Source organism: Sphingomonas aquatilis, assembly GCF_014196115.1.
GTDB classification, from domain to species: Bacteria; Pseudomonadota; Alphaproteobacteria; order Sphingomonadales; family Sphingomonadaceae; genus Sphingomonas; species Sphingomonas aquatilis.
This window is the reverse complement of the sequence record NZ_JACIDB010000002.1, coordinates 385,267-410,593: the sequence shown is the minus strand read 5'-3', so window position 1 is coordinate 410,593 and position 25,327 is coordinate 385,267. Positions and strand designations below refer to the sequence as shown.

General features: G+C 68.2%; 24 protein-coding genes and 1 riboswitch. Of the genes, 11 read left to right on the top strand and 13 right to left on the bottom strand.

The annotated features are described in order from the left end of the window. Positions 1-28 precede the first annotated feature (28 nt). From gcvPB to GGR47_RS07980, 5 genes are all read right to left on the bottom strand, one after another. Positions 29-1,600, bottom strand: a complete 1,572-nt coding sequence (gene gcvPB, locus GGR47_RS08000; RefSeq protein WP_147036745.1) for an aminomethyl-transferring glycine dehydrogenase subunit GcvPB — start codon at positions 1,598-1,600, stop codon at positions 29-31. Beyond that, positions 1,597-2,955 (bottom strand): aminomethyl-transferring glycine dehydrogenase subunit GcvPA, encoded by a 1,359-nt coding sequence (gene gcvPA / locus GGR47_RS07995; RefSeq protein ID WP_147036752.1) that lies wholly within the window; start codon positions 2,953-2,955, stop codon positions 1,597-1,599. Before gcvPA ends, gcvPB begins: the two co-directional genes overlap by 4 nt. Before the next feature lie 143 nt (positions 2,956-3,098). Beyond that, positions 3,099-3,470 (bottom strand): glycine cleavage system protein GcvH, encoded by a 372-nt coding sequence (gcvH, locus tag GGR47_RS07990; RefSeq protein WP_017980040.1) that lies wholly within the window; start codon positions 3,468-3,470, stop codon positions 3,099-3,101. 20 nt (positions 3,471-3,490) lie between these two features. Beyond that, positions 3,491-4,693, bottom strand: a complete 1,203-nt coding sequence (gcvT, locus tag GGR47_RS07985) for a glycine cleavage system aminomethyltransferase GcvT (protein WP_147036746.1) — start codon at positions 4,691-4,693, stop codon at positions 3,491-3,493. Between the two features lie 162 nt (positions 4,694-4,855). Further along, positions 4,856-4,947: riboswitch (glycine riboswitch) on the bottom strand. A 250-nt stretch (positions 4,948-5,197) separates the two neighbouring features. Continuing rightward, positions 5,198-5,797, bottom strand: coding sequence for a hypothetical protein (locus GGR47_RS07980; RefSeq protein WP_147036753.1), 600 nt, complete (start codon positions 5,795-5,797; stop codon positions 5,198-5,200). Positions 5,798-5,949: 152 nt separating this feature from the next. Between GGR47_RS07980 and ispH the strand changes: the two genes are divergently transcribed. From ispH to rnhA, 3 genes are all read left to right on the top strand, one after another. Beyond that, on the top strand, positions 5,950-6,927 hold the full coding sequence (gene ispH / locus GGR47_RS07975) for a 4-hydroxy-3-methylbut-2-enyl diphosphate reductase (RefSeq protein ID WP_183949493.1): 978 nt from the start codon (positions 5,950-5,952) through the stop codon (positions 6,925-6,927). Positions 6,928-7,073: 146 nt separating this feature from the next. Beyond that, the gene (gene thrB / locus GGR47_RS07970) at positions 7,074-8,027 is read left to right on the top strand and encodes a homoserine kinase (protein WP_147036748.1); all 954 of its coding nucleotides are present in this window, start codon (positions 7,074-7,076) and stop codon (positions 8,025-8,027) included. After that, positions 8,024-8,479, top strand: coding sequence for a ribonuclease HI (gene rnhA, locus GGR47_RS07965; protein ID WP_017980045.1), 456 nt, complete (start codon positions 8,024-8,026; stop codon positions 8,477-8,479). Before thrB ends, rnhA begins: the two co-directional genes overlap by 4 nt. Before the next feature lie 57 nt (positions 8,480-8,536). Here rnhA and GGR47_RS07960 read toward each other — a convergent pair whose 3' ends face one another. From GGR47_RS07960 to GGR47_RS07950, 3 genes are read right to left on the bottom strand one after another with little or no spacing between them, the layout of a single operon-like run. Then, complete coding sequence (locus tag GGR47_RS07960) at positions 8,537-8,710, bottom strand: YegP family protein (RefSeq protein ID WP_017980046.1); 174 nt, start codon at positions 8,708-8,710, stop codon at positions 8,537-8,539. A gap of 53 nt (positions 8,711-8,763) precedes the next feature. Further along, a complete protein-coding gene (locus GGR47_RS07955) occupies positions 8,764-9,843 on the bottom strand; it encodes an NAD(P)/FAD-dependent oxidoreductase (RefSeq protein ID WP_147036749.1) in 1,080 nt (359 codons plus the stop codon). Further along, positions 9,840-10,799 (bottom strand): alpha/beta fold hydrolase, encoded by a 960-nt coding sequence (locus tag GGR47_RS07950; protein WP_183949492.1) that lies wholly within the window; start codon positions 10,797-10,799, stop codon positions 9,840-9,842. The genes GGR47_RS07955 and GGR47_RS07950 overlap by 4 nt, the downstream gene beginning before the upstream one ends. 81 nt (positions 10,800-10,880) lie before the next feature. Here GGR47_RS07950 and GGR47_RS07945 point away from each other — a divergent pair, with 81 nt between their 5' ends. The 7 genes from GGR47_RS07945 (at position 10,881) to GGR47_RS07915 (ending at position 18,060) form a co-directional block, all read left to right on the top strand. After that, complete coding sequence (locus GGR47_RS07945; RefSeq protein ID WP_017980049.1) at positions 10,881-11,390, top strand: A24 family peptidase; 510 nt, start codon at positions 10,881-10,883, stop codon at positions 11,388-11,390. A gap of 62 nt (positions 11,391-11,452) precedes the next feature. Beyond that, complete coding sequence (gene cpaB, locus GGR47_RS07940) at positions 11,453-12,499, top strand: Flp pilus assembly protein CpaB (RefSeq protein WP_147037424.1); 1,047 nt, start codon at positions 11,453-11,455, stop codon at positions 12,497-12,499. 1 nt (position 12,500) lies between these two features. Beyond that, positions 12,501-14,108, top strand: a complete 1,608-nt coding sequence (locus GGR47_RS07935) for a type II and III secretion system protein family protein (RefSeq protein WP_183949491.1) — start codon at positions 12,501-12,503, stop codon at positions 14,106-14,108. Between the two features lie 17 nt (positions 14,109-14,125). Beyond that, positions 14,126-14,785 carry a CpaD family pilus assembly protein gene (locus GGR47_RS07930; RefSeq protein ID WP_063686443.1) on the top strand — a complete coding sequence of 220 codons (660 nt, stop codon included), beginning with the start codon at positions 14,126-14,128 and terminating at the stop codon, positions 14,783-14,785. Position 14,786: 1 nt separating this feature from the next. Then, a complete protein-coding gene (locus GGR47_RS07925) occupies positions 14,787-16,064 on the top strand; it encodes a P-loop NTPase family protein (RefSeq protein ID WP_017980053.1) in 1,278 nt (425 codons plus the stop codon). Positions 16,065-16,084: 20 nt separating this feature from the next. Next, a complete protein-coding gene (locus GGR47_RS07920; protein ID WP_147036917.1) occupies positions 16,085-17,059 on the top strand; it encodes a type II secretion system F family protein in 975 nt (324 codons plus the stop codon). 20 nt (positions 17,060-17,079) lie between these two features. Then, the gene (locus GGR47_RS07915) at positions 17,080-18,060 is read left to right on the top strand and encodes a type II secretion system F family protein (protein ID WP_024310354.1); all 981 of its coding nucleotides are present in this window, start codon (positions 17,080-17,082) and stop codon (positions 18,058-18,060) included. Positions 18,061-18,082: 22 nt separating this feature from the next. On the opposite strand, the gene pyrC is transcribed toward GGR47_RS07915, so the two are convergent. Then, entirely contained in the window at positions 18,083-19,120 is a 1,038-nt protein-coding gene (gene pyrC, locus GGR47_RS07910; protein WP_147036916.1) for a dihydroorotase, read from the bottom strand. Between the two features lie 71 nt (positions 19,121-19,191). Here pyrC and ygfZ point away from each other — a divergent pair, with 71 nt between their 5' ends. Further along, the gene (gene ygfZ / locus GGR47_RS07905) at positions 19,192-19,896 is read left to right on the top strand and encodes a CAF17-like 4Fe-4S cluster assembly/insertion protein YgfZ (protein WP_147036915.1); all 705 of its coding nucleotides are present in this window, start codon (positions 19,192-19,194) and stop codon (positions 19,894-19,896) included. A 3-nt stretch (positions 19,897-19,899) separates the two neighbouring features. On the opposite strand, the gene GGR47_RS07900 is transcribed toward ygfZ, so the two are convergent. From GGR47_RS07900 to GGR47_RS07885, 4 genes are all read right to left on the bottom strand, one after another. Further along, on the bottom strand, positions 19,900-21,201 hold the full coding sequence (locus GGR47_RS07900; RefSeq protein ID WP_147036914.1) for a UDP-glucose dehydrogenase family protein: 1,302 nt from the start codon (positions 21,199-21,201) through the stop codon (positions 19,900-19,902). Positions 21,202-21,443: 242 nt separating this feature from the next. Then, positions 21,444-22,565: an OmpA family protein gene (locus tag GGR47_RS07895; protein WP_147036913.1), complete on the bottom strand. Its 1,122-nt coding sequence runs from the start codon at positions 22,563-22,565 to the stop codon at positions 21,444-21,446. A gap of 109 nt (positions 22,566-22,674) precedes the next feature. Beyond that, positions 22,675-23,181, bottom strand: coding sequence for a DUF2793 domain-containing protein (locus tag GGR47_RS07890; RefSeq protein WP_147036912.1), 507 nt, complete (start codon positions 23,179-23,181; stop codon positions 22,675-22,677). Between the two features lie 3 nt (positions 23,182-23,184). Then, positions 23,185-25,317 carry a phage tail protein gene (locus tag GGR47_RS07885; protein ID WP_147036911.1) on the bottom strand — a complete coding sequence of 711 codons (2,133 nt, stop codon included), beginning with the start codon at positions 25,315-25,317 and terminating at the stop codon, positions 23,185-23,187. Positions 25,318-25,327 lie beyond the last annotated feature (10 nt).

Genomic DNA, 25,327 nt, shown 5'->3' with positions numbered 1-25,327 from the left:
CAGGGACCCGACGGAAGGGGAGACGCCGTTACTCCGCCGCCGCGGCCAGCGGCTGCTCCTTCCACACCAGCACCGGCTTGCGCGCCGCCAGCGTTTCGTCGAGCCGGGCCCGGGGGGCGAAGTGCGGCGCGGTCTTCAGGCTGACATCGCCCGCCTTTGCCCGCTCCGCCACGCTGCGCAGCGCGCCGATAAACTGGTCGAGCGCCGCCTTCGATTCGGTCTCGGTCGGCTCCACCAGCATCGCGCCATGGACGACGAGCGGGAAGTAGACCGTCATCGGGTGGAACCCCTCGTCGATCAGCCCCTTGGCGACGTCGAGCGTCGAGAAGCCCTCGGCTAGGTTGGCGTCGCTGAAGATCGCCTCGTGCATGCACGGCCCCGCCTTCGCGAACGGCGCGTCGAGCGTGCCTTCCAGGCTGCGCAGCACGTAATTGGCGTTGAGCACCGCATCCTCGGCGACCTGGCGCAGGCCGTCGGCGCCATGGCTGAGGATATAGGTCAGCGCCCGGGTGAACATGCCCATCTGGCCGTGGAACGCGGTCATCCGGCCGAACGTGTCGGGATGGTCGTCGCCCGCCGTCTCTTCCTCGATCAGCTGGATGTGACCGTCCGCCATCCGTGCGGTGAACGGCAGCGGCCCGAACGGCGCCAGCGCCTCGGACAGCACCACCGGCCCAGACCCCGGCCCGCCGCCGCCGTGCGGTGTCGAGAAGGTCTTGTGCAGGTTGATGTGCATCGCATCGACGCCCAGATCGCCCGGACGCACCCGCCCGACGATCGCGTTGAAGTTCGCGCCGTCGCAATAGACGTAGCCGCCCGCCGCATGCACCGCGTCCGAAATGCGCTTCAGATCGCGTTCGAACAGACCGCAGGTGTTGGGGTTGGTGATCATCACCGCCGCCACGTCCGGCCCCAGCCGCGCTTCCAATGCCGCGGTGTCGATACGGCCGTCGGGCGTGGCGGGGATATCCTCGACGGTGAAGCCCGCGAAGGCGGCGGTCGCCGGATTGGTGCCGTGCGCCGATTCCGGCACCAGCACGACCTTGCGATGGCCCTCGCCACGCTTCTCCAGCGCCGCCTTGATGCACAGGATACCGCACAGCTCGCCATGCGCGCCCGCCTTGGGGCTCATCGCGACGCCGTACATGCCGGTCAGCTTGATCAGCCATACCGCCAACTCGTTGATGACGCCCAGCGCGCCCTGCACGGTATCGACCGGCTGCAAGGGATGGACGTCGGCAAAGCCCGGCATCCGCGCGACGCGTTCGTTGAGGCGCGGATTGTGCTTCATCGTGCACGAGCCGAGCGGGAACAGCCCCAGGTCGATCGCGTAATTCTGCCGGCTGAGCCGCGTATAATGACGGATCGTCTCCGGCTCGGCGAGGCCCGGCAGGCCGATCGGCTGCTTGCGCGTCAGGTCGCCCAACCGCGATCCCGCGACGTCGCCGTCCGGAAAGTCGACGCCGGTCGTCTCGGTCGAGCCGATCTCGAAGATCAACGGCTCTTCCAGCATCAGAGCGCGATTGCCGGTGAAGGTCTGGCCCGCCGCACCGTCACGCGCGGTCATCTCGGGGCGCCAGCCGCTCTGGTTGATGCTCATGCCAAAACCTCCTCGAGTGCGGCGGCAAGGGTTTCGACGTCCTCCGCGGTCGTCGTTTCGGTGACCGCGACGATCAGCCCGTTGGCGAGGGCATCCTCGCCCGGATACAGCCGGCCAAGCGACACGCCCGCCAGAATGTCACGATCCGCCAGCGTGCGGACGACGGGACGCGCTTCCTTGGGCAGCTTCAGCGTGAATTCGTTGAAGAAGCTCTGCGTCACCAGCTCGACGCCCGGCACCTTGCTCAGCCGATCCGCCGCGCGGCACGCACCGGCGTGGTTGATTGCGGCGAGCCGGCGCAGGCCTTCCTCACCGAGCAGCGTCATGTGGATCGAGAAGGCGAGCGCGCACAAGCCCGAATTGGTGCAGATGTTCGACGTCGCTTTTTCGCGACGGATATGCTGTTCGCGCGTCGACAGCGTCAGCACGAAGCCGCGCTTGCCGTCGGCGTCCACCGTCTCGCCGCAGAAGCGACCCGGCATCTGGCGGATATACTTCTCCTTGCAGCCCATCAGCCCAACGTACGGGCCACCGAACTGCAGGCCGACGCCCAGCGACTGGCCTTCGCCGACGACGATATCGGCGTCCATTTCGCCTGGGCTACGGATCGCACCCATCGCCACCGGCTCGGTGACGACCGCGATCAGCAGTGCCTTGTTCTTGTGGCAGGCGTCGGCCAGCGGCGTCAGGTCGGCGATGCGGCCGAGGATGTCCGGGTACTGGACGACGACGCACGACGTATCGCCGTCGATCTTCTCGATCAGCCGGTCGATGTCCATCTCGCCGGTCAGCCAGGGCGTCGTCGTGTCCAGCGTATCGCCGGTATATTTCGCCATCGTCTTGGCGACGCTGACGTAATGCGGGTGCAGGCCTGCCGACAGGATTGCCTTGCCGCGCTTGGTGATGCGCCGCGCCATGCCGATCGCTTCCCAGCAGGCGGTCGAACCGTCGTACATCGACGCGTTCGCCACGTCGGTGCCGAGCAGGCGCGCGACCTGCGTCTGGAACTCGAACAGCATCTGCAGCGTGCCCTGCGCGATCTCGGGCTGGTACGGCGTATAGGCGGTCAGGAACTCACCGCGCTGGATCAGATGATCGACCGTCGCGGGCACATGATGCCGATACGCGCCCGCACCGAGGAAGAAGGGCACTTCGCCCGCAACCGTGTTCGCCCGCGCGAGCTTGGCCATATGCCGCTCGACCGCGAGTTCGGTGGCGTGATTGGGCAGGCCATGGACGGGGCCGTCGAGCCGGGCAGCCTCGGGCACGTCGACGAACAGGTCGTCGATGCTGGCGGCGCCGATGACGGACAGCATCGCCTCACGGTCGGTTTGGGTAAGCGGCAGATAGCGCATCATAAGCTCCTCCCCTCCCTGGAAGGGAGGGGTCGGGGGTGGGTAGCGTCCTGGTGGTACGGCAAGGCTTGCCCGGCGCGACGGCCGTATCGCAAGCACTCCACCCACCCCCAGCCCCTCCCTTCCAGGGAGGGGAGCAGGTCTTACAGCTTCGCGACGAACGCTTCGTAGGCGGTCTCGTCCATGAGCGTTTCCAGCTCGGACGGATCGCTCAGCGTGATCTTGAAGAACCAGCCCTCGCCCTCGGCGTCCGAGTTGACGAGGCTGGGATCGTCGGCGAGCTGGCTGTTGCCCTCCAGCACGTTGCCCGACACCGGCGAATAGACGTCCGACGCCGCCTTCACCGATTCGACCACCGCCGCCTCGTCGCCCTTCGACAGCGCCTTGCCGTCTTCGGGAACGTCGACGAACACGATGTCGCCCAGCTGGCTCTGCGCATATTCCGAAATGCCGACCGTGCCGATGTCACCATCGACGTCGACCCATTCGTGATCTTCGGTGAAGTAACGGCTCATCTTGACTGGCTCCAGAAAGCCTACGCCTTGCGGACGTAGCGGTGGGGAACGAACGGCATCGGAGTGACGATGCCCTCATGGATCTTGCCGCGCTGGACGAGGCGGACGGCGGTGCCGGCGCTCGCCAGATCGGCGGGGATATAGGCCATCGCGATCGGCGCGCCGACGCTGGGGGCAAAGCCGCCGCTGGTGACGCGGCCGATCACCGCGCCGTCCGCGTCGACGACGCTCGCGCCCTCGCGCACCGGCTGGCGCCCGGCGACCGACAGGCCGACGCGCTTCACCGCCGCGCCGCTCTCGCGCTCGGCGAGGATGCGGCCGGCACCGGCGAAGTCGGCCGCCTCGCGACGGCGCTTCGACAGGGCGAAGCCCAGGTCCGCCATGACCGGCGTCGTTTCGGGATCGAGGTCGTGGCCATACAGCGGCAACCCAGCCTCGAGCCGCAGCGAATCGCGCGCGCCCAGGCCGATCGGCTTCACCTCGGGCTGCTCGCACAGCGCATCGGCGAAGGCTGCGGCTGCCTCGGCCGGGATCGAAATCTCGACGCCATCTTCCCCGGTATAGCCCGAGCGGCTGATCCACAGCGCATGGCCGTTCCATTCGAACGCACCCGCCGTCATGAACACGAGGCTCTCGACACCCGGCACCAGCCGCGCGACCGCTTCGACCGCCTTCGGCCCCTGCACCGCGAGCAGCGCCTGCTCGTCCATCAGGTTCAGCGTCACATCGTCGGGCAGCACGTCGAGCAGATAGGCGAGATCGTCATATTTGGTCGCACCGTTGACGACGACATAATAGCTCGCCTCGCCGAACGGATGCGCGCCGTCTGCCGGCAGCGTCGTCACCATCAGATCGTCGAGGATGCCGCCTTCGTCGTTCAGCAGCAGCGAATAGCGGATCTTGGTCGGCGCCAGACCGGCGATGTCGCCCGGCAGCACCGCTTCCAGCGCCTTGGCGATCGCCGCCGCATCCAGGCCGTCCCCGGTCAGCGTCACCTGCCCCATGTGGCTGACGTCGAACAGCCCGGCCGAGTCGCGCACCCACAGATGCTCGGCCATGATGCCTTCATACTGGACGGGCATTTCATAGCCGGCAAACGGCACCATGCGGCCGCCGCGGGCGCGGTGCCAGGCGTCGAGCGGCAGGTGCAGGATGGCGGGCTCGTCGCCCTCGTCGATCCCATCGAGCGGGTCGGGCAGGGTTTCCGTCAGCGTCTCGCTCATCAACCGTCTCCAGATCAAGGCCACGCGACCGTTCCCGCGGGGGCGTACCCGCCGTCACGATCCGTCGAACCCCCTCTGTCACGGGAACCTGAGAGCTTTCGCCGGCACCGCCGGCTTACCCCTTCGGTGGCCCCTAGAAGGGGCGCTTTCCAGAGTATCGATAAGGCCTGCGCGGTCCGTTTGCCTGAGAGATTCCGGGGTGGTTGCTCCTTCGGCGGCCCCTTTCATGAGGGGCTCTCTCCCGCGCATGCCCATGACGGTTCGCACCGCCATCGACAAGCGCCGCTCTGGCGAGCGAGGCCGGTTTAGTCAATTGAGAAAGCGGCCGATCGGGCCAAGATGGGTAAACGAGACGACCGCCCCATATCCCCCGTCACCCCGGACGTGTTCCGGGGGCCACCGGGCCGCGGGGGAACGGCAAGAGCCTCGAAACACCCCCCTCGCCGCGGAGTGGACCCCGGAACGCGTCCGGGGTGACGACGGGAAGGCGGTGACCGCCCGCCCTTACCGCTGCGCGTTATACTTCAGCTGGTCGTCGGTGAGCTGGAAGCCGACGAGCGCTTCGAACGTCGCGCGCAGCACGGCGCTGCGCACCTCGGGCTTGGTCAGCGGATCGACCGCGGCATCCTCGTCGCCGGCCTTGCGCTTCTTGGTCAATTCCTCGCGCACCGACTCCGGCAGCGTCGCCGCGGCACGGCCGATCGTGGTCGATGCAGTACCGCTCGCCTGCGCGCGGGTCTGGCCGGCATCGAAATGCACCGTCACCGTGCCCTTGCGCTTCGCGGTCACCGCCGTGCCGCCGCGCACGATCGCGATATAATAGGGCAGCGTCACGTCGCGCGCCGCATCCGCGCGGGCACGGCGGGCGAGCACGTCGAAGGTGATCGACGTCGTGATGTCGTCGCCCACGTCGGCGCAGGTGCCGCGGACGTGCGTCATGTTCGCGACCACGTCGATCGCATTCTCGTCGCGGCTGGTCGCCGGGTCGAACAGCGTGATGTCGCCGGTGCCCGCCGCGACGCCCACCGTCGGGCAGGCAGAACGCACGGCGGTGATGCCGCCTTCCACGATCTCGCCCTTGCCCGCGCAACCGGACAGGATCAACGCGAGGGCGCAAAGGCCGATTGCCGGGGTTTTCACGAGGACGCGTACCTTTGTCGAACGAGCAGGACCAGCGCCGGCACGGGGCCGGCGTTGCGGCGCGCACCATAGGAACCGCCTTTCGCGCGCGCAAGCAATCGCGTAAGCGGCAGGACATGGCCTCCATCCCCGCAGACGCCGCCGCCGGCACCGCCCGGCTTCCGCTCGACCTGCTGATCGCCGCGCCGCGCGGCTTTTGCGCCGGGGTCGACCGCGCGATCCGCATCGTCGAACTCGCGATCGAAAAGCACGGCGCGCCCGTCTATGTCCGGCACGAGATCGTCCACAACAAGTTCGTTGTCGATACGCTGAAGGCGAAAGGCGCGATCTTCGTCGAGGAACTGGACCAGGTGCCCGACGGTGTGCCCGTCGTCTTCTCCGCCCACGGCGTGCCCAAGTCCGTGCCCGCCGCCGCCGAGGATCGCGGGCTGTCCTATCTCGACGCGACCTGCCCTCTGGTGTCCAAGGTGCATCGCCAGGCCGAACGGCTGGTCGATGCCGGCCGCCATATCGTCTTCATCGGCCATGCCGGCCATCCGGAGGTCATCGGCACGTTCGGCCAGGTGCCGACAGGCGCGATGTCGCTGATCGAGACGGTCGAAGACGCCGAGGCCTTCACCCCACCCGATCCCGCCAATCTCGCCTTCCTGACGCAGACAACGCTGTCGGTCGACGATACCGCCGCGGTCGTCGCGACGCTGCAGCGCCGCTTCCCGCTGATGCAGGCGCCGCGCGGCGAGGACATCTGCTATGCGACCTCGAACCGGCAGGCCGCGGTCAAGGCCATCGCCGGCCAGTGCGATGCGATGCTGGTGATCGGCGCGCCCAATTCGTCCAACTCCGTCCGCCTCGTCGAGGTGGCAGAGCGCGAGGGCATCCCCGCGCGCCTGATCCAGCGCGCCGCCGATCTCGACTGGTCTTTCCTCGACGGCGTCGGCACGCTTGGCATTACCGCCGGCGCGTCGGCGCCCGAACAGCTGGTGCGCGAACTCGTCGACCTGCTCGCCACCCGCTACGACGTCACCGAGCGCGAGGAAGAGACGACGCGCGAGACGATCGCCTTCAAGCTGCCGCGCGGGCTGGAAGCGGCATAAGCGCTTCTCCCCTCCCTCACAGGGAGGGGTAGGGGGTGGGTGGCGTCCGGGCGATACGGCCACCAAACGCCCGACGCCGCCGCACCACGAGCACGCCACCCACCCCCAGCCCCTCCCTGAGAGGGAAGGGAGAAAGAGAGACCGTCATGGCCGTCTACACGCAGGTGTCCGCCGAATCCCTCGACGCCTTCCTGCGCCGCTACGACGATGTCGGTGATCTCGTCTCGGCCAAGGGCATCGCCGAGGGGGTGGAGAACAGCAATTACCTCGTCGACACCACCACCTCGCGCTTCATCCTGACGCTGTATGAAAAGCGCGTGGATGCAGGCGACCTGCCCTTCTTCCTCGCCCTGCTCGATCACCTCGCCGCGCGCGGATTGCCGGTGCCGCCGGCGCTCGCCGATCGCGAAGGCGTCGCGATCCAGACGCTGGAAGGGCGTCCCGCCTGCCTGATCCGCTTCCTGACCGGCATCTCGCTCTCGCGCCCCACGCCGCAACAGGCGGTTACCGCGGGCGCCGCGCTCGGCCGGATGCACGGCGCGGTCGCCGACTTCGCCGGGCAGCGGCCCAACACGCTGGGGGTGGCCGACTGGCGCCCGCTGCTCGACCGCTGCGGTCACGACCTCGATGGCATCGCACCCGGCCTCTACGGCCGTATCGACGCCGCGCTGGCCGCGGTCGAGGCCGCTTGGCCGCGCGATCTCGCCACCAGCGTCATCCATGCCGATCTGTTTCCCGACAATGTGCTGATGCTGGGCGACCAGGTGACGGGACTCATCGATTTCTACTTCGCCTGCAACGACATCCGCGCCTATGACGTCGCGGTGATGCACACCTCCTGGGCCTTCGATTCCATCGGCGCGCCGCTCGATGGCGTCGGCTCCGCGGTACTTGCCGGTTATGACGCGGCGTTCGGCTTGTCCGCCGAGGAGCGCGCGGCGCTGCCCGTGCTGGCCAAGGGCGCGTGCATCCGGTTCCTGCTGACCCGCGCGTGGGATTGGCTCAACACCCCGGCCGATGCGCTGGTGACGCGCAAGGACCCACTCGCCTATCTGCGCCGCCTCGACTGGTATGACGCGCATCCGGAGGCTTTCGCATGACCGAACCGCAACTCGTCGAAATCGCCACCGACGGCGCGTGCAAGGGCAATCCGGGCCCCGGCGGCTGGGGCGCGCTGCTGCGCTTCGGCACCCACGAAAAGGAATTGTCGGGCGGCGAGACGCTCACCACCAACAATCGCATGGAGCTGACCGCCGCGATCGAGGCGCTCCGCGTCCTCACACGCCCGTGCCGCATCCGCCTGTCGACCGACAGCAAATATGTGATGGACGGGCTGACCCGCTGGATCCACGGCTGGCGCAAGAACGGCTGGCGCACCGCCGACAAGAAGCCGGTGAAGAATGCCGAACTGTGGCAGGCGCTATTCGCCGAAACGCAGAAGCATGAGATCGAGTGGGTCTGGGTGAAGGGCCACGCCGGCCACCCCGACAACGAACGCGTCGACAAGCTCGCCAGCGATGCGGCGCTGGCGGCAAGCCGCCCGGCGAGCTGACGCCATCCCGCCCGCTACCCCGGCCGCAGAGCCGGGGCGGCGGCAAGAGGCTGACCGTCAGTCCTCCTGCACCTCGGCGGTCGGCCCATTCTTCAGGATCGAAGCGATCGCGTTGCGCGCCGAGGCACGGCTCTCATAGCCCTCGGTCCACCAGATCAATTCGTTGTTGAACTTGAACTTGGCGACGAACTCGCCCGCCTTGTTCTTCTCGATCACGAACCTGTGCGCCACGACGACACTCCCGCTGATACGATGCGCAGCGCCATAGCAAAGAAACGGGCGCGCTAGAAGCGCGTCGGCGCGTACCGCTCCGGGTCGACGCCCGCCAGCCAGTCGGGCAGGCTGCGCCCCAGCAACAGGCTCGCCGCCAGCGCGGCCGCGGCGGGCGCGGTCTGGATGCCGAAGCCACCCTGGCCGGCGCACCAGAACAAGCCGGGCACGTCGCGGTCGAAGCCGTACACCGGCAAACGGTCCGGCGCGAAGCTGCGCAGCCCCGCCCAGCGCCGCTCGACCGCATCGACGCGCCAGTCGACGACGCCCTCGAACCGTTCGATCGCGATGGCAACGTCCATTTCGTCGGCAGCGGCATCGCCTGGTTCGACCGGCGTCTCGTCATGCGGGGTCAGCCACAGCCGCCCGCCCGCCTCCGGCTTGAAGTAGAAGCGCCCGCCGATATCCTTGACGTGCGGCATCGCCGGCGGTGAGGCAGGGTCGGTGCGCAGTTGCACCATCGTCCGCCGATAGGGGGCGATGCCGAGGGGCCGAGCGCCCGCCCGCGCCGCCACCGCATCCGCCCACGCCCCCGCGGCATTCACCAATACGCGGGCCCGATAGGGGCCGGCCTCCGTCTCGATCGTCCATACGCCGTCGGCGCGCTGGGCCGCGATCAGGCCTGCCCGCGTCACGATTGCGCCGCCCATCCGCCGGACGATGCCGAGGTACGCGAGGTGCAAAGCGGCGACGTCGATATAGGCGCAGCTCGGTTCGATCACGCCCAGCGTCCAGTCGGCACGCAGCCCCGGTACGAAATCGCGTGGATCGACCCGCGCCAGCGCGACCGGCGTGTCGGCGAAGGCGGCGAGCAGCGCGTCGATCGCGCCCGCATCCTCGGCGCGCCCGATATGCAGCGACCCCAGCGGCGTCAGCACGTCATGCGCGCGCAAGCCCGCCTCCGACGCGCTGGTCAGCGGCTGGATGCCCGGCCCGCCATAGGTTTCCGACCAGAACGCCGCCGACCGACCCGTCGCATGGTATCCAGGCTGATCCTCCGCCTCGAGCAGCAGCACGCGGGCATCGCGCCCGATCGCCGCGGCAAGGCTCGCGCCGGCGATTCCTGCGCCGACGATGGCGATGTCATGGATCATGCCGCCAGCCGCTTGGCGAGAAAGGCATCGATCAGCCGATAGGCCCGCAGCCGCACCCCATCCGCCTCGCGCAGGATCTCATGCGCCGATTCGGGCCCGAACCGCACCAGCTCGACATCGGGCAACCGCCCGGCGAGCCGCACCGCGGCGGCGGGATCGACCAGACCGTCTTCGTCGGCGACCAGCATCAGGATCGGCGTCGTTAGCGTGGCGAGCCGTGGATCGGCCTGCAACCGCGCGCCCGACGCGAACGCCTCGGCCACCCATCCCCAGCTCGGCGGTCCCAGCCGCAGCGCCGGATCGCGCGCATACCAATAGGCTTCGTCCGCATAGCGTTCGTGCGAATGCGTCAGCAGCCGCTCGCGATGCCCGGCGGAGGCCGCATCGCCGCGGACCTTCCACGCCGCCCGCGTCGGATCGAGCCGCGCCAGCGCGCGCGCCAGCAGCGCGCCCAGCCGGTTGCCGATCGGCGAGCGGATGCCGATCATCGGCGCGACCAGCACCGCAGCATCGGGATCGACCCGCCCCTCGATCAGCGCCCGCAGCACCAGATGCCCGCCCATCGAATGGCCGAGCAGCGCCACCGGCGTGTCCGCCTCCGCCCGCCACGCGCGCCAGAAATGGCCGAGGTCCTCGACCCAGGGCGTAAAGCTCGCCGCGTGGCCGACGTGGGGATCGGCGCACAGCCGGCCCGACCCGCCCTGCCCGCGCCAGTCGAACGCGGTCACCGACCAGCCGCGATCGTGCAACCACCCCATCGTCTCGACGAATTTCTCGATGATATCGGCGCGCCCGCCCTGCACCAGGATGCGCCCGCGCGGGGCGGGATGCGTCCAGTCGAACCGGCGATGGCGCCAGCCGTCGGGCGCCACCCATTCGGACAGGCGCGACCCCGCAGGCCAGTCGCGGCGCAGCGCGTCGGAATCGCTGGATACGGTCGTGCTGGCGGCGGTCATGGCGATGGAGTCATGCAAATCAGGGTCATCGCCATCATGGTTACGGTTTGGCAAGCCATGCCGTCTACCAGTGATCGCGTGATGGGATGGAACGCTTTCGCGATCGTCGGACTCGCCGTGGTTCTGGCCGCACTGCTGCTGGCGGCGGGGATCGAGGATGCGCGCACCCGCGAGATCGCCAATGCCAAGAATGCGGCGATCGCGCTGCTCGCGCCACTGTGGTGGTGGGCCCTGGGATTGGGTTGGACCGACGTCGGCGTGCAACTGCTCGTCGCCGCCATCGTCTTCGGGGTGTTCGTCGGCGCCTTTGCCGCCGGCTGGATGGGCGGCGGCGACGTCAAGATGATCGCCGCGATCTCGCTGTGGCTGCCGCTCGGCAGCCTCGTCGACATGCTGATGGTGATGGCGGTGCTGGGCGGCGCGATCACCGTGCTGATGATGATCGACCAGCGCCGCCGCCGCGCCTTCGGCACGATCGAGGTGCCCTATGGCGTCGCCATCGCGGCCGCCGCGCTGCTGGTGCTGCCGGCGATCCTGCCGATCGACGGTCCTGTGCCGGCTGCCGCCCAAGTGGCGCAAACCCGATCTTAACCACTCCGCTGCAATGATTACCGTCGGATCAACCACCGGCGACCTGAAAGGCCCGATGAGACATGGATAGTCGCAAGATCGTTTTGCTGGTGGGCGCGCTGTTCGTGGCCGGCATTACGGCATTCTTCGCTCGCACGCTCATCGCCGGGTCCGCGGCACCGCAGGCGGCTGCGATGGGCACGCCGCCGCCACCGCCGCCCGTCACCGGCCCCGAAGTACTGGTCGCGACGCGCGCGCTGCCCGTCGGCACCATCCTGGACGCGACCGCGCTGAAGTTTCAGCCCTGGCCCAAGGAACTGGTCGACGGCGCGTATTATCTGAAACCGACGACGGACATCACCAAGCTGCAGGGCACGGTGGTGCGCAACGCGATCACCGCCGGCCAGCCGCTCACCAAGGGCGCGCTCGTGTCGCCGGGGGATCGCGGCTTCCTGGCCGCGGCGCTCGGCCCGGGCATGCGCGCGGTCACCGTCGCCGTGTCGAATCAGGCCGCGGTCGCGGGCTTCGTCTTTCCGGGCGACCGGATCGACTTGGTCCTGACGCAGACGGTTGCCGGCGGTGGCGACGGTCCGCCGCTGAAGGTGTCCGAAACGATCATGCGCAACGTCCGCGTGCTCGCCACCGACCAGCGCACCGACAATGTCGTCGGCGAGGACGGCAAGACCAAGGTCAGCACCTATTCCACCGTGACGCTGGAGGCGACGCCCAAGATGGCGGAACAGGTCGCCGTCGCCCGCACGATCGGCGAACTGTCGCTGTCGCTGCGCGCACTCGCCGACAATCCCAGCGAACTCGAAGAGGCGATCGCCAATGGCGCGGTGAAGGTGCCGGGCGATGCCAAGGGCGAAAAGGCGATGATGCTGCGCGTCGCCGCCCAGCCGCAAAGCGGCAGCTCCAGCTTCGCCACCGGCGCCGACGTGTCGCGCTACCAGCGCAGCACGGTGCCGACCGGCAAGGGCAATGGCCCCGCCTCGGTCCAGGGCGTGCCCCTGCCGGGTGCGAATACGCCGGGTGCGGCAGCGGGAAGCACCGCCGTCGCCATGGGACCCGTCGTGCGCGTCGCGCGCGGCAACAACGTGACCGTCGTTCCGGTCGGGGGGAAGAATTAAGATGCGCACCACCGTATCTGCCGACGCACGCCGGCGCACCGCGCCGCCGCGCACGGCATCGCTCGGACTGGCGCTGGGCCTCGTGCTCGCGGCCGGCAGCCTCGGCGGCAGCGCCGATGCGCGCCTGCCCGCCGGCGGCGCCAGCGTGGCGGGATCGTCGATCGTGCAGGTCAACACCGGCCGCGGCCGGCTGGTGACGCTGCCGCGCGCGATGAGCGACGTGTTCGTCGCCGACGAAACCATCGCCGATGTGCAGGTCCGCTCGCCGACCCAGCTTTATATCTACGGCAAGAAGACCGGCGAGACGACGATCTCCGCTACCGCAAAGGGCGGCGCGGTCGTCTATGCGACCACGGTCCGCGTCGGCCAAAACCTCGATTCGATCAGCACGATGCTGCGTCTGGCGATGCCCGATGCGCAGCTGACCGCGACGCCGATGAATGGCCTGGTCCTGCTCACCGGCACGGTTGCCGGCCCCGGCGATGCGGCGGAAGCCGAGCGCCTGGTTCAGGCCTATGTCGGCGATACGACCAAGGTCCTATCGCGCCTGCGCACCGCGACGCCGCTGCAGATCAATTTGCAGGTTCGCGTGGCGGAGGTCAGCCGCAACTTCATCAAGAACGTCGGCGTCAACTGGCAGACCAACGACGCCACCAGCGGCTTCAAATTCGGCCTTGCGCAGGGCCGCGGCGCCAGCACCAATTTTGGACCCGGCCCGTTGAGCACGGGGTTCACCACCCCCGCCACCAACGGCAGCATCATCACCCAGGCCGCGAACAGCGCGACTTTGGGCCTCGCCAGCAAGCTGTTCGGCGTCGACGTGATCGGCGCGCTCGACCTGGGCGAGACGACGGGTCAGGTGACGACGCTCGCCAACCCCAATCTCACCGCTTTGTCGGGTGAGACCGCCACCTTCCTCGCCGGCGGCGAAGTGCCGGTGCCGATCGCGGGCGGCTTCGGCACGACCTCGGTCGAATACAAGCAATATGGCGTCAGCCTGGCCTATACGCCGACGGTGCTGTCGGACGGGCGCATCTCCCTGCGCGTCCGCCCGGAAGTGTCGCAGCTCGATTACGCCAATGCCGTCCAGCTCAACGGCACGCGCGTGCCCGGCCTCACCACCCGCCGCGTCGAAACGACGCTGGAACTGGGATCGGGCCAGAGCATGATGATCGGCGGCCTGCTGCAGAACGGCCACAACAACACGATCCAGAAAACGCCGTTCCTCGGCGACCTGCCGATCATCGGCTCGCTGTTCCGCTCGAACGGCTTTCAGCGCAACGAGACGGAACTGGTCATCATCATCACCCCCTATCTGGTGAAGCCGGTGAACAGCCTGTCGCAGATCGCGATGCCGACCGATGGCTATCGCGCGCCGACCGACGCCGAACGCCTGCTGCTCGGGCAAATATCCGGCACGCCGGGTGGCCCGCGACCGGGACCGGTGATGGTGCCGGGTTCGCCGATGGCGGTCTCGCCGACGATCGGAGCCACCGCCGCGGTGCCGGTCGGCCGCGCGCCCGTTCCCGCCTCGCCGCGCACCAGCGCCGATCCGCGCGCGACCGTGCGCCGGGCCGGAGCGGCGCCCGTCCCCGGCTTTTCCAACTGATGGCTTGCTCCAAGGACATGGCTGCGATGACCAAGCGTTCGATCCTTCCTGCCACGCTGCGTGCGACGCTCGCTGCGCCGGCCTTGTTGCTCGGCGGCTGCATGGGCACGCAGAATCCGGGGATCACCTCGGTGCATCAGCCCGTCGTCTCCCGTCAGGACTATGCGCTCGACGTCGCCACCGCGGGCGGGCGGCTCGCCCCCAGCGAGGCGCGCCGCCTGTCGGACTGGATGAACACCATGCATCTGGGCTTCGGCGATCGCGTCGGCGTCGATGCCGGCGGCCCGATCCCGGTCGCGGCGCGCGACGAGGTTGCCGCCGTGGTCGCCAGTTATGGCCTGCTCCTGTCGGACGATCACCCCGTCACCGCCGCCCCGGTGACGCCGGGCACGGTCCGCGTCGTGGTCAGCCGCATGCACGCCCGCGTTCCCGGCTGCCCCGACTGGAGCCGCGACGCCTCGCACGAATTCGACGCCAATACCTCGTCGAACTTCGGCTGTGCGGTGAACACCAATCTGGCCGCCATGGTCGCTCGTCCGGGCGATCTGGTGCGCGGCGTCGATCACGATCCGATCAGCGATCCGGTGCTTACCGCCAAGGCGATCGACGCCTATCGCAAGAAACCGGCGACCGGCGCAGGCGCGCTGGAACAGGTCAGCGCCAAGGGGGGCCGTTGATATGAACGCGCCGTGGAAACCGGCCGGCATCGTCAGCCGCGATCCCTTCGCCGCCTATGTCTGCGACGAGGCCAGCGCCGAAGCGCTGCGCCCGATCGCCGGCGACATGGGCTGGTCGATCGACAAGGTCTACAAGGGTGGCCTGCGCAACGCGGTGCAGTCGCTGTCGGTCTCGGCAAGCCCGCAGATCCTGTTCGTCGATCTCGCCGAATCGGGCGATCCGCTCAACGATATCAACGCGCTGGCCGAAGTGTGCGAGCCGGGCACGGTGGTGATCGCCGCCGGTCAGGTGAATGACGTGCGCCTGTATCGCGACCTCATCGCGAGCGGCATCCAGGACTATCTGCTCAAGCCCTTGCAGCCCGACGCGCTGCGCGAATCGCTGGGCCACGCGCATGCGATGCTCAACGCGCCCAAGCCGATCGAGGCCAGCCTCGACCGGCCGCATAGCGCGATTGCCGTGATCGGCACGCGCGGCGGCGTCGGCGCATCGACGATCGCGACCTCGCTCGCCTGGCTGGTCAGCGACAAGGAAAAGCGCACGACCGCGCTGCTCGACCTCGACGTGCATTTCGGCACCGGCGCGCTGACGCTCGACCTGGAGCCCGGCCGCGGCCTCACCGACGCGATCGAAAATCCCAGCCGCATCGACGGCCTGTTCATCGAACGCGCGATGGTGAAGGCCAGCGAAAAGCTCGCCGTCCTCTCCGCCGAAGCGCCGATCAACACGCCGCTGATGACCGACGGCACCGCCTTCCTCCAATTGCAGGAAGAGATGCGCGCCGCGTTCGAAGCGACCGTGGTCGATCTGCCGCGCAGCATGCTGATCCTCTACCCGCACCTCATCCGCGACACGCAGTCGATGGTCGTGGTGACCGAGCTGACGCTCGCCGCCGCGCGCGACACGATCCGGCTGCTGTCCTGGCTGAAGGCCAATGCGCCGCAGACGCAGGTGACCGTCGTCGCCAATCGCGTCCACGCCGCCGGTCAGCTCGAAATCAGCCGCAAGGATTTCGAAGGGTCGATTGAACGCAAGATCGATTTCCTGATCCCCTTCGACCAGAAACTCGCGGCGCAGGCGGCCAAGCTCGGCAAGCCGCTGGCCGAGGCCGGCAAGAATTCGCGCACCATCGCGCCGATCATCGCGCTGACCCGCCATGTGCTCAACGCCGCCGACGACATGGTCGTGGGCGACGATGACGGCGGCACCGGCAAGCCCAAGAGCAAGTCCTTGCTCGGCGGCATGTCGGCGATGCTGTCGAAGCGCAGCAAGAAATAACGTCGGGCAAGGGCGCCGCGATGGATCTGTTCTCCCTTCTGATGCTGGGTCTCGGCGCGACGATCTCGCTGGGCATGGTGCTGTTCGTGTTCGCCGGCCCTTCGCCGCAGCGCGCACAGACGCGGCGCATCGCCGCGATGCGCGAACGGCACGGCGACAGCGGCGTCGTCGCCGATGCGCAGATGCGGCGGATCGCGGCGGGGCGTGAACAGACGCGGTCCGACATCGCCTTCGGCCGCCTGCTGCCCAACCCCGAACAGCTCGCCAAGCGACTGGCGATGACCGGTCATGACTGGACGGTCGGCCAATATGGCATGGTCAGCGCCGGACTGGTCGCCGTCATGACCGGCCTGCTGTGGCTGAAGGGCGCGCCATTGCTGCTCGCACTCCTGTTCGGCCTCGCGGTCGGCGCAGGGATACCGCATTGGCTCGTCGGCCAGTTCATCAAGCGCCGAATCGCCAAATTCACCGCCAAATTCCCTGACGCGATCGAATTGCTCGTCCGCGGCCTGCGCTCCGGCCTGCCCGTCAGCGAGACGATCCAGGTCGTCGGCAACGAAGTGGAAGGCCCCGTCGGCGAGGAATTCCGCATGGTCGCCGACAAGATGAAGATCGGCAAGTCGATGGACGCGGCGTTGCAGGACACCGCCGATCGGCTCGGCACGCCTGAATTCCAGTTCTTCGTCATCACCATCGCGATACAGCGCGAAACCGGCGGCAACCTTGCCGAAACGCTCGCCAACCTCGCGACGGTGCTGCGCCAGCGTGGCCAGATGAAGCTCAAGATCCGCGCAATGTCGTCGGAATCGAAGGCGTCGGCCTATATCGTCGGTTCGCTACCCTTCATCGTCTTCACGATGATCTGGTTCATCAACACGAGCTATATGCAGAACTTCTTCGTCGACCCGCGTCTCATCATCACCGGCCTCGGCGGCCTGCTGTGGATGGGCATCGGCGTATTCATCATGGCCAAGATGGTCAGCTTCGAAATCTGACGGCGGGAACGGGTAGAGACATGCAGGCTTCCGGTCCGACACTGATGGGTATCGACGTGCTGTGGGTCGCGACGATCCTGTCGGGCGTCGCCGCTTTCGCGGTGATGATCGCGATCTACGCGGCGACGACGGTCAGCGACCCGATGAGCAAGCGCGTCAAGTCGCTGAACGACCGGCGCGAACAGCTGAAGGCCGGCATCACCGCCTCTACCAAGCGGCGCGCCAAGCTGATCCAGCGCAACGACACCACCGACCTGATGCGCACGATGCTGTCGTCGCTGAAGGTGCTGCAGGACAGCCAAGTCAAGGAAGCGCAGCTCAAGCTGATGCGCGCCGGCATCCGGTCAAAGGATTGGGCGGTCGGCGTCATCTTCGGGCGAATGGTGCTGCCGATCGTATTCGGCGGGATCATGGCGTTCATCGTCTACGGCACCTCGACCTTCGACGATTGGTCCGCGTTGAAGCGCTATGCTTTGGTCGCGGGGACGCTGGTGCTGTCGTACAAGGCGCCCGACATCTATCTCAAGAACGCCATCACCAAGCGCACCGATGCGATCCGCAAGGGACTGCCCGATGCGCTCGACCTGCTGGTGATCTGCGCCGAAGCCGGCCTGACGGTCGACGCCGCCTTCCATCGCGTCGCGAAGGAACTGGGCCGCGCCTATCCCGAATTGGGCGACGAATTCACGCTGACCGCGATCGAGCTGGGCTTCCTCACCGAACGGCGTCAGGCGTTCGAAAATCTCGCCACGCGCGTCGAGCTCGATGCGATCAAGGGCGTGGTCACGACGATGATCCAGACCGAGAAATACGGCACGCCGCTCGCCTCGGCCTTGCGCGTCCTGTCGGCGGAATTTCGCAACGAACGCATGATGCGCGCCGAGGAAAAGGCCGCGCGCCTGCCCGCGATCATGACGATCCCGCTGATCCTCTTCATCCTGCCGACGCTGTTCATCGTCATCCTCGGCCCGGCGGCCTGTTCGATCAACGACGCCTTCTGACGGATGGGTGGGGTTCGGGGACTTACCCCTCGAACCGCCATCCCACCGTATCGCCGGCCAGGAACGGCACGACCGACGTCTCGCCCTCGCCGATCCGCTCGGGCACCGTCACCGTCTCGCGCACCAGCGTCACCGTGCCCTCGTTCAGCGGCAGGCCGTAGAAGCGCGGGCCATGTTCGGATGCGAAGCCCTCGAACCGGTCGATTGCCCCATCCTCGTCAAAGGCTTGCAGATACGCCTCGAGCGCAAAGGGCGCATTGAAGATACCTGCGCAACCGCAGCTCGACTCTTTTGCGCCAACGACGTGCGGCGCGCTGTCGGTTCCCAGGAAGAATCGCGGACTGCCCGACGTCGCCGCGCGCCGCACGGCCAGCCGATGCGCCTCGCGCTTCAGCACCGGCAGGCAATAGGCATGGGGCCGCAGACCGCCGTCGAACATCGCGTTGCGGTTGATCAGGATATGCTGCGGCGTGATCGTCGCGGCGATCGGATGATCGACCTCGCCGACGAAGGCAGCCGCTTCCGCGGTCGTGATATGCTCCAGCACGACCTTCAACGCTGGATAGTCGCGGATCAGCGGCATCAGCACGCGCTCGATGAACACCGCCTCGCGATCGAAGATATCGACCGACTTGTCCGTTACCTCGCCGTGGATCAGCAGCGGCATACCGATCCGCTGCATCGTCTCCAGCACATCGGTCAGCGCCCGGATATCGGTGACGCCATGCGCCGAATTGGTCGTCGCATGGGCCGGATACAATTTGCAGGCGGTGAAGACGCCGGCCGCATGTCCCGCCGCAATCTCCGCAGCCTCGATACCGTCGGTCAGGTAACAAGTCATAAGCGGCGTGAAGCCCCCGCCCTCACCGACCTCCGTCAGGATCCGCTGCCGATACGCCTCCGCCGCCGCGACGCTCGTCACCGGCGGGGTCAGGTTCGGCATCACGATCGCCCGGCCGAACTGCCGCGCGGTATGCCGTGCGACCTGCGTCAGCATCGCGCCATCGCGCAGGTGAACGTGCCAGTCGTCGGGGCGGCGGATGGTCAGGCGATCGGTCATGCACCCTCCTATCGTCGTCGGCGCCGTGTCGCCACCTTGGAAAATGGCGGCGACAGCCTAGGTGCAGTGGCATGAACGCCACCACGCTCACCGATCGCGCCGTCATCCGCCTGTCCGGAGAGGATGTGCGCGGCTTCCTGCAAGGCCTCGTCACCAACGACGTCGCCGGCGCCTTGCCGGTCTGGGCGGCGCTGCTGACACCGCAGGGCAAGGCGCTGTTCGATTTTCTCGTCTGGGCCGATGGCGACGATCTGCTCCTTGATGCCGAAGCGACCCAGGCGGAGGCGCTCGTCCGACGGCTGACGCTCTATCGTCTGCGCCGGCCGATCCGGATTGCGATCGACACGGGGCTGGCGGTGCATTGGTCGCGCGCTGGGACGGAAGGGGTCGCCGACCCCCGCCTGCCCGCGCTTGGACAGCGCTGGATCGCGCCCCCCTCGCAACCCGTCGACGGGTGGCAGGCCCACCGCCTGTCGCTCGGCGTGGCCGAAGGTGTCGACGAACTCGGCAATGGCGAGACGCTCTGGCTCGAATGCAACGCGCGCGAACTCAATGGCGTCAGCTTCACCAAGGGCTGCTACATCGGCCAGGAAAACACCGCGCGCATGCACCATCGCGCCAAGGTCAACCGGCGCCTGGTCGTCGCGCCGCTCAACGAGCCGGGCGATCGCACGCGGGCGACCTATCCCGACCTCGGCCTCATGATCGAACACCGCCGGGTCGAGGCGCTCGGCAATGCGCTGATCCCCGACTGGCTCGCCCCGGCGATCGCCTGACGCTCACCGCCCGACGGCGGTATAAGCGAAGCCCGCGCCCTCCACCTCGTCGCGGCGGTAGACGTTGCGCAGGTCGACCAGCACCGGCGCGGTCATCAGCGTTTTGAGCCGCGTCAGGTCGAGCGCGCGGAAGGCGTCCCATTCGGTGACGATCACCACCGCATCGGCACCCTCGGCCGCATCATAGGCGTCGCTGCAATAGGTGAGGTCGGGCATCATCCGCCGCGCCGGCTCGACGCCTTCGGGATCATAGGCCCGCACCGTCACGCCCTCGTCGAGCAGCGCCTGCGCGATCGCGATCGACGGCGCGTCGCGCATGTCGTCAGTGTTGGGCTTGAAGGTAAGCCCCAGCAGCGCGACCATCTTGCCCTTGGGCGCATCGCCCAGCGCGTGCAGCACCTTGCGGCCCATCGCGCGCTTGCGGCTGTCGTTCACCTTCACCACCGCCTCGACGATGTGGATCGGGCTTTCGAAATCCTCGGCGGTCTTGAGCAGCGCCAGCGTGTCCTTGGGGAAGCACGATCCGCCATAGCCCGGGCCGGCATGCAGGAATTTCTTGCCGATGCGGTTGTCGAGCCCGATGCCGCGGCTGACGTCCTGCACGTCCGCCCCCACCGCCTCGCACAGGTCGGCGATCTCGTTGATGAAGGTGATCTTGGTCGCGAGGAAGGCGTTGGCCGCATATTTGATCAGCTCGCTGGTCCGGCGGCTGACGAACAGGATCGGCGATTCGTTGAGATAGAGCGGGCGGTACACGCCGCGCATCACCCGCTGCGCGCCCTCGTCATCGGTGCCGATGACGATGCGGTCGGGACGTTTGAAGTCGCCGATCGCTGCGCCTTCGCGCAGGAATTCGGGGTTGGAGACGACCTGAACGTCGACCTCGGGGCGCTCCTCCCGCAGGATCGCCTCTACCTTGTCGCCGGTGCCGACGGGGACGGTCGACTTGGTGACGACGACGGTCGGGCCGGTCACCGCCGCGGCGATCTCTTCGGTCGCGGCAAAGACGTAGCTGAGGTCGGCATGGCCGTCGCCGCGGCGCGAGGGCGTGCCGACCGCGATGAAGATCGCATCGGCGCCCGCCACGGACGAAGCCAGATCGGTGGTGAAGGTCAGTCGGCCTGCCGCCACGTTGCTCGCGACCAGCGTATCGAGACCAGGCTCGTAGATCGGCATCCGCCCCGCCTTCAGCGCGGCGATCTTGCCCTCGTCCTTGTCGACGCAGATCACCTCATGCCCGAAATCGGCAAAGCAGGCGCCCGACACCAGGCCGACATAGCCCGAACCGATCATCGTAATGCGCATCGATACCTCGTCGTGGAGGGGTGATCCCCGGTCACGCGCTCTCTAGCGAAACAGACCGCGATTGCCACCCTCCCAACCGGAAGGGCCGGAAACGCCTCATCGTCAGCGCATTACGACACGAGAGTGGACCGTGCGAAGCGAACGTCGCGGCCGATTCGCATGGCTTGACTACCAACCCCAAACGAAAAGGGAGGCCGGCTGGCGCCGACCTCCCCAATCGTATCCCAACGGTGGGACTGGTCTTACTGACCAGCGCCCGGGCCGTAGGTGATCTCGACGCGACGGTTCTGCACTTCGCGAACGCCATCGGCGGTCTGAACGCGCAGACGGGTTTCGCCGAACGCTTCGGTCGAAATCTGCGCCGCCGGGACGGCGTGCGAGGTCATGTACGCCTTGACCGAGTCGGCGCGACGCTGCGACAGACCCAGGTTGTACTTCGGCGTACCCGACGTGTCGGTGTAACCCGCAACCATGACCTGCGCGTTGTTGCAGCTCTGGTACTGGCTGACCGCGTTGTCGAGGATCGACGCTGCTTCCGGCGTGATGTCCGACTTGTTCCATTCGAAGAACACGATGAACGGACCAGGCGAGCAGACCGGCTGTTCCGGAACCGGAGCCGGAGCAGGCGCAGGAGCCGGCTCGGGAGCGGGCGGCGGCGGCGGCGGCGGCGGGGTCGGCGAACCGAAGTTGTAGGTGATGCCGCCGAGGATGCTGTGCGAACGGAAGCGACCGTCGAACGTGCGGTTGGTCACGTCGACCAGCTTGACGTTGTCGGCGTTGAAGAAGCGATACTTCAGCGTCGCGTCGATGTGGTCGGTCAGCGGAGCGCGAACGCCCGCCAGGCCCTGCCATGCGAACACGGTGTCCGAATCGTCGACGAAGTTACCGCGCTGGTTCAGCTGGTAGTTCGCCTTGACGCGAGCGACACCGACACCGCCGCCGACGAAGCCCTGGATGCCGTCATCGTCACCGAAGTCGAGCAGGCCGTTCAGCATGAAGCTGAGCGCCGAGGTGCGGCCGCCAGCATAGCTGTACGAACCGGCCGGAGCGTTCACGAGAGCGCCCGTCGACGTGTACGCCGGGGTGGTCAGCGTCGAGGTGTAGCCATCGACGGTCGCGCTGCGATAGCCGACTTCGGTTTCGACGCGGAACCCGCCGAAATCGTAGCCGATCACGCCATCGACGTCATAGCCATAGTTGTGATCGACGGTGGCCGCATTGCGCGACGCGCCGATGTCATAGTTGATGTCTTCGACGATCATCGCACCGCCTTCGACGCCGACGTACCACGACTTGTCGCGGGCGAGGGCGGGAGTGGCGAGTGCGGTGGAGGCCAGTGCCAGAACGACGGCAAGCTTCCGCATAGAAGTCCCCTTTCTTGAGTGTCACTACGGACAGCGCAAACTCACTATCGGAGGGTTGGTTTCCACGCAAGCCGACAAAAGGTTGGAACTGTTGCGCCAATGTCACAGGTCAGCTGGTGCCGATCAGACCGTGGCCGCGCAGCGCGGCAAGGATCGCGACCAGGGTGGAGCGGGCGACATCGTCGATCGTGCCTCCGCCCTGCGGGTCGGCGATCGCGCCCTTGCGGCTGCCGACGACCTGCTGCCCGCCCACCGTCAGGCGCGCCCCGTGGACGTCACTTTCTTGCCACAGCCCTCCCCGATAAGCGATTGGTATCGCTTGCGAAACATCCCATACGACGAGTGCCTCCCGCGGGTCGACGAAGCGCCATCCCCCCTCGCTCCAGCCCGCCAGTCGATTAGCCTGGCCCGCCCACGCGCCGGTCGGATTGGCTCCGACAACCCAGCATTGCCCAACACCGGGCGTCGTCGGCGGAACCGACAGCCCGACCGCCTGCACGACCGGGTGCAACAGCATATCGATCCGCGTCAGCGCCTCATTGTGCGTTAGTTCCTTGTCGGCCTGCCCCGCCGCCAGCAGCGGCAGGGCGAATCGCGACGTCGTCAGACTGTTCATCGATCAAGCTCCCAGATCGGAAAATGTCACGTGCCCCGGCGGCGAGATCGCGAGCGTTCCCTGTTGCACGACGGTGACGACGGCACCGGCATCGCCTGCCTCGATCGACAGTGTCGGCGCAATCGTCTCGACGCTGCGCACGCCGCCATCAGGCCGCTCGATCGTGACGCGATAGCGTTCGCCCTCTTCCCCCACGGCCGCGTCGAGCCCATCGCGCCAGGTCCACCCCGCGCGACTGCGCCGGATCCAGCCGAGCCGCCGCCCGCCGCCCGCATCACGCTGCAACCCCAGATGCACCGGCGATGGCGGCGCCACGGACGCGCCGGTCACGATCACCGCGGCGGTGGCGGGCGCGGCGGCATCGCCGACGCCGCTGGCCATCAACCGCACGCTTCGCCCGATCGCCGTCACCGGCAGGTCGATCGACGCCACCGCATCGCGTTTGATCAGCGCGAAGCGATCGCCCGGCCGCTGCGTGCCGATCGCCGCCTCGGTTCCCCGCACGCCCCGTCGCAGCCCGGTCAACGCCCAGCGCCCCGCACCCAGCGGCTCAGCGAGCGCGAACCGGATCAGCTCGTCACCGACCAGCGCCAGATTGCCACCCTGCGCCAGCCGCGTCGCGTCGGCATCGCCGAGCACCATGTCCGCCCGCATCAGCCGCACGATCACCCGGCTGCGCGAATCGATCAGCCAGGGAGACGCTACCTCCGGCACCCCCTCGATCACCCCGATCGTCGCGGGCGCCGCCGTCCCGCCCGCACCCGTCCAGCTGGCGCCATCGTCGAGGCTGTAGAGCAGCGCCGCCTGTCGCCACCCCGCCCCCTCGCCACAGGCCAGAACCGATACCCGCGGCTGGCTTAGCGGCGTGTCCTCCAGCCCCGGCCATTCCGCGGCGACCAGCAGCGTCCGCCCGATGCGCACGTCCGCCGCCCCCGCAACCGTTCCGCTGCTTGCCCGCACCGACAAGGCGGCCGGCGCCAGCGGCACCAGGTCCAGCGTCGTCGCCAGTCCGGCCATCGCCGCCTGCGCCACGCGCCACCGCCCCGCCTCTCCGGCGATCGTCACGATCGCACCCGGCGCAATCCCCAGCCCTTCGCGCCCCAGCGTTACCCGTCGCCGCGTCCGCTCGCTCTCGCTCCGCGCCAGCAGCGCCGCCGCCACGCGCTTCGCCTCACTCGCGTCTAGCACCGCCGGCAGATCGACACGATCGACCGCCTGGCCCGCCCCCGGCCGCCGCACGCGCTGCACGCCGATCTGATAGTCCCGCGCCGGGTCATGATGCGCCACCGCCACCTCTCGCGCGGTTCCGCCCGCCGCCGCGACGCTGCGCCTGCGTTCCTTGCCGGTATCGGCGATCGCCACCGCCGCCCCGCCGGCATCGCTCCGCACCAGCGTCGCGCCCTCCGCCCGCCACCAGCCGCCATCGATCGTCGTCAGCGTCTCTAGCACGCCGCGCACGCTCGCGCCCGAGGCGGCAAAGCCGCCCAGCATCACCCCGCCCCCGCCGCGCACCTCGGGCGCCAGCGCTGCCGCGACCGCCCCGCTTGCCACCGGCGCCGCGTCGGCCTCCACCTCGAAGGTCAGCGACGGGATGCGGTTGCCGTAATCGGCCAGTTGCATCCCCTCGAACACCGCATAAGCGATGCCGCGATACGCCGGCACCGCCCCCAGGGCCGAAGCGATCAGCGGATCGACCGCCTGATCTTCGCCGCCGGTGTGCAAGCGAAACCCCGTCACGCTTTTCCAGTCGCCCGCCGCCCCACGCAGCAGCTTGCCCTCCGCCCAGATCCGCCGCACGCTGCGGATCGGCCGCGCCGACAGCGCGACGGCGAAGGACACGCTATAACTATAGGTGTTGGTCCCCGGCTGCCCCTTGCCGCCGCGGCTGGTCGTGCGCGTCTCGATCAGGTCGGTCGACCAGATCACCGTTCCCGCCACCCGGATCGTGCCGAACAATTTGGGAATCGGCGTGCCATAGCTCGATGTCTGCACCGACAGGTCGCTCAGCCGCGGCCCCTCGCGCGCCGCCCCGCGGAACAATCGCCCGTCGATCGCCTGCCCCGCCAGCGCACCCAGCGCACCCCCGGTCGGTCCGCCGATCGCCCGCCCGACCGTCGTCAGTACCAGCGTCGCCATCCGCCCCTCC

Bases quoted from the DNA above. Each gene is read 5' to 3' on its own strand.
- gcvPB (WP_147036745.1), bottom strand. From the start codon at position 1,600: ATGAGCATCAACCAGAGCGGCTGGCGCCCCGAGATGACCGCGCGTGAC.
- gcvPA (WP_147036752.1), bottom strand. From the start codon at position 2,955: ATGCGCTATCTGCCGCTTACCCAAACCGACCGTGAGGCGATGCTGTCC.
- gcvH (WP_017980040.1), bottom strand. From the start codon at position 3,470: ATGAGCCGTTACTTCACCGAAGATCACGAATGGGTCGACGTCGATGGT.
- gcvT (WP_147036746.1), bottom strand. From the start codon at position 4,693: ATGAGCGAGACGCTGACGGAAACCCTGCCCGACCCGCTCGATGGGATC.
- ispH (WP_183949493.1), top strand. From the start codon at position 5,950: ATGGCCTCCATCCCCGCAGACGCCGCCGCCGGCACCGCCCGGCTTCCG.
- thrB (WP_147036748.1), top strand. From the start codon at position 7,074: ATGGCCGTCTACACGCAGGTGTCCGCCGAATCCCTCGACGCCTTCCTG.
- rnhA (WP_017980045.1), top strand. From the start codon at position 8,024: ATGACCGAACCGCAACTCGTCGAAATCGCCACCGACGGCGCGTGCAAG.
- GGR47_RS07955 (WP_147036749.1), bottom strand. From the start codon at position 9,843: ATGATCCATGACATCGCCATCGTCGGCGCAGGAATCGCCGGCGCGAGC.
- GGR47_RS07950 (WP_183949492.1), bottom strand. From the start codon at position 10,799: ATGACCGCCGCCAGCACGACCGTATCCAGCGATTCCGACGCGCTGCGC.
- GGR47_RS07945 (WP_017980049.1), top strand. From the start codon at position 10,881: ATGGGATGGAACGCTTTCGCGATCGTCGGACTCGCCGTGGTTCTGGCC.
- cpaB (WP_147037424.1), top strand. From the start codon at position 11,453: ATGGATAGTCGCAAGATCGTTTTGCTGGTGGGCGCGCTGTTCGTGGCC.
- GGR47_RS07935 (WP_183949491.1), top strand. From the start codon at position 12,501: ATGCGCACCACCGTATCTGCCGACGCACGCCGGCGCACCGCGCCGCCG.
- GGR47_RS07930 (WP_063686443.1), top strand. From the start codon at position 14,126: ATGGCTGCGATGACCAAGCGTTCGATCCTTCCTGCCACGCTGCGTGCG.
- GGR47_RS07925 (WP_017980053.1), top strand. From the start codon at position 14,787: ATGAACGCGCCGTGGAAACCGGCCGGCATCGTCAGCCGCGATCCCTTC.
- GGR47_RS07920 (WP_147036917.1), top strand. From the start codon at position 16,085: ATGGATCTGTTCTCCCTTCTGATGCTGGGTCTCGGCGCGACGATCTCG.
- GGR47_RS07915 (WP_024310354.1), top strand. From the start codon at position 17,080: ATGCAGGCTTCCGGTCCGACACTGATGGGTATCGACGTGCTGTGGGTC.
- pyrC (WP_147036916.1), bottom strand. From the start codon at position 19,120: ATGACCGATCGCCTGACCATCCGCCGCCCCGACGACTGGCACGTTCAC.
- ygfZ (WP_147036915.1), top strand. From the start codon at position 19,192: ATGAACGCCACCACGCTCACCGATCGCGCCGTCATCCGCCTGTCCGGA.
- GGR47_RS07900 (WP_147036914.1), bottom strand. From the start codon at position 21,201: ATGCGCATTACGATGATCGGTTCGGGCTATGTCGGCCTGGTGTCGGGC.
- GGR47_RS07895 (WP_147036913.1), bottom strand. From the start codon at position 22,565: ATGCGGAAGCTTGCCGTCGTTCTGGCACTGGCCTCCACCGCACTCGCC.
- GGR47_RS07890 (WP_147036912.1), bottom strand. From the start codon at position 23,181: ATGAACAGTCTGACGACGTCGCGATTCGCCCTGCCGCTGCTGGCGGCG.
- GGR47_RS07885 (WP_147036911.1), bottom strand. From the start codon at position 25,317: ATGGCGACGCTGGTACTGACGACGGTCGGGCGGGCGATCGGCGGACCG.